Annotated in this window: 9 protein-coding genes; 8 read left to right on the forward strand and 1 reads right to left on the reverse strand. The window is 70.2% G+C overall.

From position 1 onward, the window contains the following. Nucleotides 1-44: 44 nt before the first annotated feature. The 4 genes from ACZ3IG_RS13810 (at nucleotide 45) to ACZ3IG_RS13825 (ending at nucleotide 6291) form a co-directional block, all read left to right on the forward strand. A complete protein-coding gene (locus tag ACZ3IG_RS13810; RefSeq protein ID WP_467431775.1) occupies nucleotides 45-2237 on the forward strand; it encodes an ABC transporter ATP-binding protein in 2193 nt (730 codons plus the stop codon). 162 nt (nucleotides 2238-2399) lie between these two features. Then, a complete protein-coding gene (locus ACZ3IG_RS13815) occupies nucleotides 2400-3287 on the forward strand; it encodes a FadR/GntR family transcriptional regulator (protein WP_467431778.1) in 888 nt (295 codons plus the stop codon). A 421-nt stretch (nucleotides 3288-3708) separates the two neighbouring features. Next, the gene (locus tag ACZ3IG_RS13820) at nucleotides 3709-5235 is read left to right on the forward strand and encodes an RNA polymerase sigma factor (RefSeq protein ID WP_467431779.1); all 1527 of its coding nucleotides are present in this window, start codon (nucleotides 3709-3711) and stop codon (nucleotides 5233-5235) included. A 156-nt stretch (nucleotides 5236-5391) separates the two neighbouring features. Then, the gene (locus ACZ3IG_RS13825; protein WP_467431781.1) at nucleotides 5392-6291 is read left to right on the forward strand and encodes a S1 family peptidase; all 900 of its coding nucleotides are present in this window, start codon (nucleotides 5392-5394) and stop codon (nucleotides 6289-6291) included. Between the two features lie 97 nt (nucleotides 6292-6388). Here ACZ3IG_RS13825 and ACZ3IG_RS13830 read toward each other — a convergent pair whose 3' ends face one another. Then, entirely contained in the window at nucleotides 6389-6619 is a 231-nt protein-coding gene (locus ACZ3IG_RS13830; RefSeq protein WP_189420941.1) for a DUF7455 domain-containing protein, read from the reverse strand. Nucleotides 6620-7059: 440 nt separating this feature from the next. Between ACZ3IG_RS13830 and ACZ3IG_RS13835 the strand changes: the two genes are divergently transcribed. The 4 genes from ACZ3IG_RS13835 (at nucleotide 7060) to ACZ3IG_RS13850 (ending at nucleotide 11928) form a co-directional block, all read left to right on the forward strand. Beyond that, on the forward strand, nucleotides 7060-9183 hold the full coding sequence (locus ACZ3IG_RS13835) for a DNA gyrase/topoisomerase IV subunit B (RefSeq protein ID WP_467431784.1): 2124 nt from the start codon (nucleotides 7060-7062) through the stop codon (nucleotides 9181-9183). Nucleotides 9184-9524: 341 nt separating this feature from the next. Next, entirely contained in the window at nucleotides 9525-10049 is a 525-nt protein-coding gene (locus tag ACZ3IG_RS13840; protein WP_467431785.1) for a DUF1453 domain-containing protein, read from the forward strand. Then, a complete protein-coding gene (locus ACZ3IG_RS13845) occupies nucleotides 10046-11200 on the forward strand; it encodes a sensor histidine kinase (RefSeq protein ID WP_467431786.1) in 1155 nt (384 codons plus the stop codon). The genes ACZ3IG_RS13840 and ACZ3IG_RS13845 overlap by 4 nt, the downstream gene beginning before the upstream one ends. Beyond that, entirely contained in the window at nucleotides 11197-11928 is a 732-nt protein-coding gene (locus ACZ3IG_RS13850; RefSeq protein WP_467431787.1) for a response regulator transcription factor, read from the forward strand. The genes ACZ3IG_RS13845 and ACZ3IG_RS13850 overlap by 4 nt, the downstream gene beginning before the upstream one ends. Nucleotides 11929-11959: the final 31 nt, after the last annotated feature.

Genomic DNA, 11959 nt, shown 5'->3' on the forward strand with positions numbered 1-11959 from the left:
TGCGATGCCCGGAAAAACGGACATACCGCGCTATCTTGCTGCGGGTGATCCAGGCCTTCGGACTGACCAGCACCCCACGCAAAGAGCTACCGCCAGCCGTCGACGACGTCTCCTTCGAGGCACGCGCGGGTCGCGTCACCGCGCTGCTCGGAGAGCCGGGCGCCGGCAAGACCACGGTGCTCAGGCTCATGCTCGAACTGCAACGGGGCCGTGGCGTCACGCATTTCAGAGGCCGCCCCCTGCACCGGATCGCCCACCCGTCACGCGAAGTCGGCGTGCTGTTGGGCGAAGTGCCCGGACACCCGGCCCGCACGGTCCGCGGACACCTGCGGATGCTGTGCGCGGCGGCCGGTGTCCCGGTGCGGCGCGCCGACGAAGTGCTGGAAGCGGCCGGACTCGTGAGCCTGCGCGACGAACGCCTCGGCACCCTGTCCCGCGGCACGGACCGTCGCCTCGGTCTCGCCTGTGCCCTGTTGGCCGACCCGCACACCCTCGTCCTCGACAGCCCCGCCGAAGGGCTCTCCGTACGTGAAAGCCGCTGGTTGCACGACGCCCTGCGCGCGTACGCGGTCCAGGGCGGCACGGTGCTGTACACCACGGCCGACCCCAAGGAAGCCGCCCGCACCGCCGACCACGTCGTGACGCTGGAGCGGGGCAAGGTCGTCGCCGACCAGCATGCGGCGGACTTCTCGCGCACCCGGCTGCGTCCCCGCGTCGCCGTCCGCAGTCCGCACGCCGCCCGCCTCGCCGCGCTCCTCGCCAAGGAAGCGCGCACGGCCCACCGCTCGGTCGAGGTGGTCCGCGAAGGGGGCAATCGCCTGTCCGTGTACGGCAGTACATGTGCCGACGTCGGTGAGACCGCGTACCGGCACGGCATCCTCGTCCACCAACTGGCCCACGAGGTGGGCGACATGGGGCCCGGCGCGAGCACGGAGGAGCGGTTCGACCCGGAGGTACTCACGGTCACGGCGGGGAACGGGCCGGGGCCTGGTCCCTCGGCGGTCAGGGGCACGGGCGCCGCGGGCGCGGAGCGGGAGACGCACCCGTCCGCCCGGCGGAGCCCGGCCGTCACGGCGGCGAAAGGGCCGCGACCCGGGCAGTCCGATGCCGCGGCGGAAGCGCCGACGGATGCGAGCCAGACGACAAACCGGTCCACACCGGCGAGCACCACCAGTACCACCAGCGCTACAAGCAGCATGAACACCACGGACGCCACAAACACAGATGCCGCGAACACCAGGGACGCCCCGAACACCAGAGACGCCTCGAACACCACGAACACCACGGTCGCGCCGGGAAACCGGACCGAGTCGGGTCGGTCGGACACCGCACCCCTCCCGCCCACGCCGACGTCAGCTCTCCGTACCCCCGCGCCTGCTCCCTCCCCGGCCCTCTCCCTCACCCCCGGCAACGAGCCCCTCGGCGGCGCCTCGTCCGTTCTCCCGCCCCCCATCACCGTCCGTTCCGCACCCAGCCCGCTCCGCCCCCTGCGGTACGAGTTGCGCCGTGTCACCGGCGTCGGCACCGGGATCGTCACCGGAGCGGTCGTACTCGTCCTGTCCGCCGTCACCGCCGTACTCCTCGCCCGTGTCGGGCACACCCCGCAGCCGCGTCTGCTGGCCGCGTGGCCGCGGGAGGTGCCCCTGCCGCCGGCGGCGCTCGGGGCGGGGCTGCTGGGGGCGCTCGCGTTCGGTGACGAGTTCCGCCATCCCGCGCTGGCGGCGGATCGCGGCACCGTGCCCCGCCGGCTGGGACTGCTGACCGCCAAACTCGTCGTCTCCGCCGCCACCGCGCTGCTGCTGGCCGTCCTCACGGTGGGCTGCGACGCACAAGTGCTCCACCTGTTCTACGGACGAGAACTTGTGCGGGTTCCCGCCGACTGGGCTGTCCTGGGCGCGGGTTGGGCCGGTCTGATGATCGGCTGCGCCTGGGCCGGCGTGCTGGCCGCGGGCCTTTTCCGGTCCACCACGGCCGGACTGGCGGCGGTGGTCGCCGTACCCGTTGTCGTCGTCCCTCTCGTACAGAAGGTCTGGAACGGCCAGTCCGTACGTACCGCGGCCGACCTTCCGATGCGGGTACGCGAGGTCCTCCTGAGCCAGTGGCCCTTCGGTGGAGAGCGCTACGTGGTGGCGGTGCTGCAGGCGCTCGTCCAACCCGTGGGCAGCGCGCTGGCGTTGTCGCTGACCGCTCTGCTCTGCGCGTATCTGCTCATGACCCTGCGTGGACGGGTCCGGTGACGGCAGCTCGGACCCGTCCGGTCCGGGCGTGCGCGCAACTCCCCGGGGAAAGTCCATTTCTTTCCGATAAGGCGTCAATTGCGAAGGGGTGAGCGATCACCCTTTCGTGTGCTTTTCACTAAAGACCTCAAGGGAGTTGGGAACGGCGCCGACAAAGGATGCGTGAGTACCCTTGCGCACACCATGATGACCGCCGCCCGCTCCGCAGACTCCGGCCTCCAGAGCCCGGGCGAACTCGACCGCTACCCCTACGCCGAGACGCCCGGCGTCGACCGCGTCGGGGCCTCCGCCTGGGAAGGGGCGGACCCCGAACTGGGCCGCGTGGGCCGGCGTACCGCGGGCAGCCGCGGCCGCGGACTGCACGGACAACTGGTTCAGCAGCTCGGTCAGATGATCGTTTCCGGCGACCTGGGTGCCGACCGCCCGCTGGTGCCCGAGGAGATCGGCCAGCGCTTCGAGGTGTCCCGCACCGTCGTCCGGGAGTCGCTGCGCGTCCTGGAAGCCAAGGGACTGGTGAGCGCCCGTCCGAACGTCGGCACGCGCGTGCGTCCCGTCAGCGACTGGAACCTGCTGGACCCTGACATCATCGAGTGGCGGGCCTTCGGACCGCAGCGCGACGACCAGCGCCGCGAGCTGAGCGAGCTGCGCTGGACGATCGAGCCGCTGGCCGCGCGCCTGGCCGCCGGGCACGGCCGGGAGGATGTGCAGCAGCGCCTGTCCGACATGGTCGGCGTCATGGGCCACGCCATGGCGCAGGGCGACGCCCTCACCTTCTCCCGGGCCGACGCGGAATTCCACACGCTGCTCATTCAGGTCGCGGGCAACCGCATGCTGGAGCACCTCTCCGGGATCGTGTCCGCCGCCCTCCAGGTCTCGGGCGGTCCGGTCACGGGCTGTGACCGGCCGAACGACGTGTCGCTGGCCCAGCACGCACGGATCGCCGACGCCCTCGCCGCCGGTGACGGGGCGGCGGCCGAGACCGCCATGCGTCAACTGCTGACCGTCCACCCCGAGGTGGAACGCGTGGTGCCCGCCCCGCGCGAGCACTGACCACGCCCCGCCCCAGCGGTGCGGCCGGGCCTGCCATCCCCTCCTGTGGCGGCGCCCGGCCGGGGCGCTGCCGCCGTCGACCCCGCAGCGCTTGGACGGCGCTGCGGGGTCGACGGTGTGACGCCGTACTGTTGGCATGGTCGGATCGCACGGGCGCTGTTGCTGATCCCTTTTGACCGCATCTGGTCGAGTTTGGACCCTTACGGGGTGTGACTCGGGCCACGCGGATTGGGCGTAACGCTCGTGGGAACAACGCGATGACCTAAGAGGTGACAGCCGAGGAGGGAATACGGACGCCGTTCACGGCGCTGTGCTTCTCCCGGCCCGCGCCCGCGCCGTCGGCCCATCCCCAAGCCGGCGGTCGGCACCTGTCCGTCAGGACGGGGCCGAAAGCCGTTTTCAACGTTCCGAGAGGTTGTTCGTGTCGGCCAGCACATCCCGTACGCTCCCGCCGGAGATCGCCGAGTCCGTCTCTGTCATGGCGCTCATTGAGCGGGGAAAGGCTGAGGGGCAGATCGCCGGCGATGACGTGCGTCGGGCCTTCGAAGCTGACCAGATTCCGGCCACTCAGTGGAAGAACGTACTGCGCAGCCTCAACCAGATCCTCGAGGAAGAGGGTGTGACGCTGATGGTCAGTGCCGCGGAGCCCAAGCGCACCCGAAAGAGCGTCGCAGCGAAGAGTCCCGCCAAGCGCACCGCCACCAAGTCGGTCGCGGCCAAGACGGTGACCAGCAGGAAGACCGCCGCCAGCCCGGCGCCCCCCGCGACTGAGCCCGCAGCCGAGGACGAGGCGCCCGCCAAGAAGACGGCGGCGAAGAAGACGACCGCCAAGAAGGCGGCGGCGAAGAAGACCGTCACCGCGAAGAAGACGGCGGCCAAGAAGACCACGGCCAAGAAGGACGACGCCGAGGTTCTCGAGGACGAGGTGCTCGAGGACACCAAGGTCACCGAGGAGCCCGAGGGCACCGAGAACGCCGGCTTCGTGCTGTCCGACGACGACGAGGACGACGCTCCGGCCCAGCAGGTCGCCGCGGCCGGTGCCACGGCCGACCCGGTCAAGGACTACCTCAAGCAGATCGGCAAGGTTCCCCTGCTCAACGCCGAGCAGGAAGTCGAACTGGCCAAGCGCATCGAGGCGGGACTGTTCGCCGAGGACAAGCTGGCCAACTCCGACAAGCTGGCGCCGAAGCTCAAGCGCGAGCTGGAGATCATCGCCGAGGACGGGCGCCGCGCCAAGAACCACCTCCTGGAGGCCAACCTCCGCCTGGTGGTCTCCCTGGCCAAGCGCTACACCGGCCGCGGCATGCTCTTCCTGGACCTCATCCAGGAGGGCAACCTCGGTCTGATCCGCGCGGTGGAGAAGTTCGACTACACCAAGGGCTACAAGTTCTCCACGTACGCCACCTGGTGGATCCGGCAGGCGATCACCCGCGCCATGGCCGACCAGGCCCGCACCATCCGTATCCCGGTGCACATGGTCGAGGTCATCAACAAGCTCGCGCGCGTGCAGCGCCAGATGCTCCAGGACCTGGGCCGCGAGCCCACTCCGGAGGAACTGGCCAAGGAGCTCGACATGACCCCGGAGAAGGTCATCGAGGTCCAGAAGTACGGCCGCGAGCCCATCTCGCTGCACACCCCGCTGGGCGAGGACGGCGACAGCGAGTTCGGTGACCTCATCGAGGACTCCGAGGCGGTCGTCCCGGCCGACGCGGTCAGCTTCACGCTCCTGCAGGAGCAGCTGCACTCCGTCCTCGACACCCTGTCCGAGCGAGAGGCGGGCGTCGTCTCCATGCGCTTCGGTCTCACCGACGGTCAGCCGAAGACCCTCGACGAGATCGGCAAGGTCTACGGCGTCACGCGCGAGCGCATCCGCCAGATCGAGTCCAAGACGATGTCCAAGCTGCGCCACCCCTCGCGCTCCCAGGTGCTGCGCGACTACCTCGACTAGGCCAGAGCGGCACGGTCGGCGAAGGGCCCGCCTCCTGTCCCGGAGGGCGGGCCCTTCGCCGTGCCGGGAGACGGAGCGCTCGTGCGCGCGGGGTGCGGAGCGATGCCGGGTGGATCACTCTGGGTGTTTCATCAACACAATGAGTGAGGAGCCCGTATGCGTCGCCCTAGTGCTCGGCCGCCGGTCCGATCGCTGATCCGGCCGCTGGCCCTGGCAGCCGCCGCGACCGCCATACCGCTGATGTCACCGGTGACGACCGCGCGCCCCGCGGTCGCCGACAGCGTCGTCGTCGGGGGATTCCCGGTGGATGCCGCGGAGAGCCCGTGGACGGTGGCCCTGTCCAGCCGTGACCGGTACGGGGCGACGAGAGCGGGGCAGTTCTGCGGGGGAGTGGCCGTCGGGCGGACCACCGTGCTCACGGCGGCTCACTGTCTGGGGCAGGAGGCCCTCGGCGCGCGGCCGACGCGCCTGGGCGATCTGAGGGTCATCGCGGGCCGTACGGACCTGCTGGGGGGCGGGGGCGAGGAGATCCCGGTGCGCGACGTCTGGGTGAATCCGGCCTACGACGAGGTGAGCAACGCCGGCGACTTCGCCGTGATCACCCTCTCCCAGGCCCTTCCGGCCGGTTCCGCCCTGGCGATGGCGGCCGAGAACGACGCCGCGTACGAGCCGGGGACGGCCGCGGTGGTCTATGGCTGGGGCGACACCTCGGGTGCGGGGGACTATGCGAGGAGTCTGCACGGATCACGTGTGAGCGTGCTCCCCGACGCGGTCTGCGAGCGGGCGTATCCCGGCAGTGAGGAAGGTGAGTACCGCGCGGGGACGATGGTATGTGCCGGGGATCAGGCCGGTGGCCGTGACGCGTGCCAGGGGGACAGTGGGGGACCGCTGGTGGCCGACGGGAAGCTGATCGGGCTGGTGTCCTGGGGGAGCGGCTGCGGACAGACGGGCAGCCCGGGGGTCTACGCGCGCGTCTCCGCCGTTCTGCGGACCCTGGGGTGGGACCACGGAGGCTCCACCTCCGAGGGCGGCACGGGCGCGTCCCGCGCGCCCTAGGCGCTCTGTACGCGAGCAAGGGCGGCCCGCCTCCGGGTGGGGAGGCGGGCCGCCCTTACCGGCCTGTGCCGGTCTGCTCGTCGTGGGACGCGATAGGTCAGCGCTCGTCTTCCGAGTCGCTTGCCGGAACGGAGGTCAGGCGCTCGGTCTCGTCCTGTATCTCAGCGGCGATCTTCTTGAGTTCCGGCTCGAACTTGCGCCCGTGGTGGGCGCAGAAGAGCAGTTCTCCGCCGCTCAGCAGGACGACGCGCAGGTACGCCTGGGCGCCGCAACGGTCGCAACGGTCGGCGGCCGTCAGCGGGCTCGCGGAAGTCAGAACAGTAGTCACGTCGCCTCTTCTCTAGCTCGACGAGCTGTCGTACCAGGGTCAACATCCAACCAGCCCCAAAACGTTCCCGCTCGTGGCTTTTCCTCGAAAAATTTTCCGAGGAGGCTGGCTGTTGCCGGTTGGCGGCGAATGTGCCGTATTGCGTGTCTATGTGTCGTACGGGTTCGCGCTATCGGTCAGTGTCGGTCCCCGCCGGCTGGCTTGCCGGTTGTTCATGAGGACGTGCCCGGAGCCTAAATGGTTCATGCCTCGAAGGGAACGTGATGTGCACTTCACCCCGACGAGGGATCGAACAGGTATGCGACCGTGGACTAGGCTGCCGTCGTGACGAGGGTGGCGTTACAACGGCTCTACCTGGGCTCGGTACCCTCTGAGCGGTGAACGACGCCGCGCCCTTACCCAACGGGGCCCCATCTGAAATTCAGCGAGGAGCGAACCGCGTGACCGCCGAGACGTCCGTGCCGTCCACTGCGCTGCTGGCAGGAGCAGACCGGGACGGTTCCAACTACACCGCGCGGCACCTGCTCGTCCTCGAGGGGCTCGAGGCCGTACGCAAGCGCCCCGGTATGTACATCGGGTCGACCGACAGTCGCGGTCTGATGCACTGCCTGTGGGAGATCATCGACAACTCCGTCGACGAAGCCCTCGGTGGCTACTGCGACCACATCGACGTGATCCTCCACGACGACGGCTCGGTGGAGGTCCGCGACAACGGCCGCGGCATCCCGGTCGACGTCGAGCCCAAGACCGGCCTCTCCGGTGTCGAGGTCGTCATGACCAAGCTGCACGCCGGCGGCAAGTTCGGCGGTGGCTCGTACGCCGCCTCCGGCGGTCTGCACGGCGTCGGTGCCTCCGTGGTCAACGCCCTGTCCGCACGGCTGGACGTCGAGGTGGACCGTGGCGGTCACACCCACGCCATCAGCTTCCGGCGAGGCGTTCCCGGTGCCTTCACCGGCGGCGGTGCGGACGCCGGGTTCGAGGTCAAGAGCGGGCTGCGCAAGGCCAAGAAGATCCCGAAGTCGCGCAGCGGCACGCGCGTGCGGTACTGGGCGGACCGGCAGATCTTCCTCAAGGACGCCAAGCTCTCGCTCGACACGCTGCACCAGCGGGCTCGCCAGACCGCTTTCCTGGTGCCGGGCCTGACCATCGTCGTCCGGGACGAGTTCGGGCTCGGCGAGGGCGGCAGCAAGGGTGAGGAGTCCTTCCGCTTCGACGGCGGCATCAGTGAGTTCTGCGAGTACCTGGCCAGTGACCGGGGTATCTGCGATGTCCTCCGCTTCACCGGGCAGGGCAGCTTCAAGGAGACGGTCCCCGTCCTGGACGAGCACGGTCAGATGACGCCCACGGAGGTCACCCGTGACCTGGGCGTCGACGTGGCGATGCGCTGGGGAACCGGCTACGACACGACCGTCAAATCGTTCGTCAACATCATCGCCACGCCCAAGGGCGGCACCCACGTCGCCGGCTTCGAGCAGGCCGTCGCCAAGACCATGAACGAGGTGCTGCGGGCCAAGAAGCTGCTCCGTGTCGCCGAGGACGACATCGTCAAGGACGACGCCCTGGAGGGGCTCACCGCGGTCGTCACGGTGCGTCTGGCCGAGCCGCAGTTCGAGGGGCAGACCAAGGAGGTGCTCGGCACCTCGGCCGCCCGCCGCATCGTGAACAACGTGATCACCAAGGAACTCAAGGCGTTCCTGACCTCCACCAAGCGTGACGCCGCCCAGCAGGCGCGGGTCGTCATGGAGAAGGCGGTGGCCGCGGCCCGCACCCGCATCGCCGCCCGCCAGCACAAGGACGCCCAGCGTCGCAAGACGGCCCTGGAGTCCTCCTCGCTCCCGGCCAAGCTGGCCGACTGCCGCAGCGACGACGTCGACCGCAGCGAGCTGTTCATCGTCGAGGGAGACTCCGCGCTCGGCACGGCGAAGCTCGCCCGGAACTCCGAGTTCCAGGCGCTGCTGCCGATCCGCGGCAAGATCCTCAACGTGCAGAAGTCGTCCGTGACGGACATGCTGAAGAACGCCGAGTGCGGCGCGATCATCCAGGTCATAGGGGCCGGCTCGGGCCGGACCTTCGACATCGACACGGCCCGCTACGGCAAGATCATCATGATGACCGACGCCGATGTCGACGGTTCGCACATCCGCACGCTGCTGCTGACCCTCTTCCACCGCTACATGCGGCCGATGGTCGAGGCCGGCCGGGTCTTCGCCGCGGTGCCGCCGCTGCACCGCATCGAACTGACCCAGCCGAAGAAGGGCCAGGACAAGTACGTCTACACGTACTCGGACCGTGAGCTGCGTGACAAGCTCATGGAGTTCCAGAGCAAGGGCGTCCGGTACAAGGACTCCATCCAGCGCTACAAGGGTCTCGGTGAGATGGACGCCGACCAGCTGGCCGAGACGACCATGGACCCGAGGCGCCGCACCCTGCGCAGGATCAACCTCACCGATCTGGAGGCCGCGGAGCAGGTCTTCGACCTGCTGATGGGCAACGACGTCGCGCCCCGCAAGGAGTTCATCTCCAACTCGGCGGCGACGCTCGACCGGTCGCGGATCGACGCGTAGGCGCCGCGGCGCCCGGGCGGGGAGCCTGCGGTAACGGACAGTGACAGGGCGCCTGTGACCGAGGCCCGGAGCAGCGGTCCCGGGCTGGCCTGGGGCCGCTGAGGTGCGGGGGGCCGAGCCCTCGGCCCCCCGCAGCCATTGCGTCATCGAGCTGCTGAGGCGCCGAGCTGCTGTGGGAGGGGACCGACGGGCCGCCTCCACCCGTGGGTGGAGTCCCTTCGCTCCGAGGCTCCACCCATGATCCACCCGGACTCCGATCTTCTGGTCCGGCACTTTCCGTAACGTCGAAGGCGTCGGCAGGACTCGCTGCCGACTTGCCCTTCTCGTGCACGGAGGCTTGGATGTCCGGGGTTGTCGACGCGCTGGTGATCGTGGCCGTGGTCGGCCTGGTGGTCTCTCGCCAGTTCCGCCCGAGCCGGATCAACACGGAGAAGCGCTGGTGGCCAGCGCCCGTCGTGCTGGCCCTGGTCGCGCTGAAGCAGCCGGGACTGCTCGCCGCCGACCACCACACCGCGTCGGCGGCCCTGCTCGCCGTGGAACTGCTCCTGGGGGCGGTGGTCGGAGCGGGGCTGGCCTGGACCACCCGCATATGGGCGGAGGCGGACGGCACCGTCTGGAGCAGGGGCAGCAAGGCGACCGCCGCGGTGTGGGGAGCCGGCATAGCCGTCCGTGCGGCCGTGTTCCTCCTCGGCCCGGTCCTGGGAGTGCGTCACGACACTCCCGCCCTGCTGCTCGCCCTCGCGGCCACCCTGCTGGCCCGCTCCGCGACACTGGCCTGGCGCCTGCGCACGGTGCGCCCGATGGCCCCCTCGGCCGCGATGTACGGAACCGACGCGTCCTGGTCCGCCCGGAAGGAGTTCGTGTGACGGAGAACGCCTGGACGCGGTGGCCGTCCAAGGAAGCGCTGGGGAGGGAGAGACGCTCGGCTCACCGGCGCCTGCTGGCCGTGGTCGTACGGGTGCTGGGGCTGGGCGCGCTCCTGTGGGGAGCGGTCGCCGGCGGCCAGGACGGGTGGCGCGCGGTCGGTGCGACAGCGGTGGTTCTGCTGGCCGTGGTGGTGGCCTGGGCACTGTTCCGGACCACGCTCACACACCGGCTCCGGCCCTCCCTGGGCCTCGTGGCGGCTCTCCTCGGCCTTGGCGGCATCGCCCAGGGCGCCGGCTTCGATGTCCCCGCTGCGGTCCTGTGGTGTGGATGTGCGGTCATCGCGCTGGAGCGGCTCCCCCTCGTGGTGGCGCTGCCCGTGGACCTGGTGGCTTTCGCCGCCTACGCCCTGGTCAGCGACAACTCCTGGGCGAGCAGCGCCGCCTTGGCGGCGGGGCTGGCCCTGGGCGGATACGTCCTGCGGCTCGACGCGGAGGCCCGGGGGCACGCGCAGCGGATGCTGGCCCAGGAGCGTGCCGCGCGGGCGGCCGAGGCAGAGTCGGCTGCGCTCGCCGAACGCGCCCGCATCGCACGGGAGATCCACGATGTGCTGGCGCACAGTCTGTCGGCACAGATGGTGCACCTGGAGGCGGCACGGCTGCTGATCGAGAGGGGAGCGGAGCGGGAGCAGATCCTGGAACGAGTGGTGGCAGCCCGGGGGATGGCCCGCGACGGACTGGCCGAGACCCGGCAGGCACTGTCCGCCCTGCGCGGAGAGCTGACGCCACTGGAGGATTTCCTGGAGCAACTCGTGGGCACACCGGACGGCGCCCGTACGACCGTCACACTTGCGGGTGAGCGTCGGCCACTGCCGGTCGAGGTGTCGCAGACCGTACGCCGGGTCGCCCAGGAGGCGATGACCAACGTCCGTAAGCATGCTCCGGGCGCGGAGGTCCGAGTGGTCCTCGACTACGGCAGGCACGAAGTGACCCTGGATGTCCGCGACTCGGGCGGCGCAACCGGTGAACTGGCCGGCACCGGAGGCGGCTACGGTCTTATGGGCATGCGGGAGCGTGCCGAACTGCTGGGTGGCTCGCTGCGGGCAGGACCGGGCGAGGAGGGGTTCGTGGTGACGTTGAAGGTCCCCGTATGACGGGGGAGGACCGGGACAAGGACGTTGGGGACAAGGACGCCCCGGGGAAGGACTCTTGGGGCGGCAAGGACGCCCGGGTCCTGGTCGTGGACGATCAGACAGTGGTGCGCGAGGGCATCGTCATGCTGCTGGGGCTGCTGCCGGGTGTCGAGGTGGTGGGCGCCGCGGGCGACGGTGAGGAGGCGGTGCGGCTGGTGGCCGAACTGGCTCCCGACGTGGCGCTGATGGACCTGCGCATGCCGCGGTGCGACGGGGTCGAGGCGACCCGGCGGATCCGGGCCGAGCACCCCGGGACGCAGGTCGTGGTTCTCACGACGTACGTGGACGACGAGTCGCTGTTCCCGGCCCTGCGAGCGGGGGCGCGCGGTTATCTCACCAAGGACGCGGGCGGGGAGGAGATCGTACGGGCCGTTCACAGTGTGCTCTCCGGGGATGCCGGCCTGTCACCGGGTATCCAGCGCCGGCTGCTGGAGAGACTGTCGGGACCGGAAGCGCGCCCCGCACCGCCGGCCGAGGCGCCGGACGGGCTCACCGCGCGGGAGACCGAGGTACTGGTGCTGATCGCGGAAGGGCTGAGCAACCAGGAGATCGCCCGCAGGCTGCATGTCTCCACCGCGACGGTGAAGACCCACATCAACAACCTGTTCGCCAAGACGGGGATCAAGGACCGTGCACAGGCGGTCCGTTACGCCTACGGGAAGGGGCTTGTACGGCCACCGGTGGGGTGAGTCACCTGAAGGGGTGAAGAGCGGGAGGAGT

It is taken from the genome of Streptomyces sp. NPDC016677 (genome assembly GCF_055562815.1).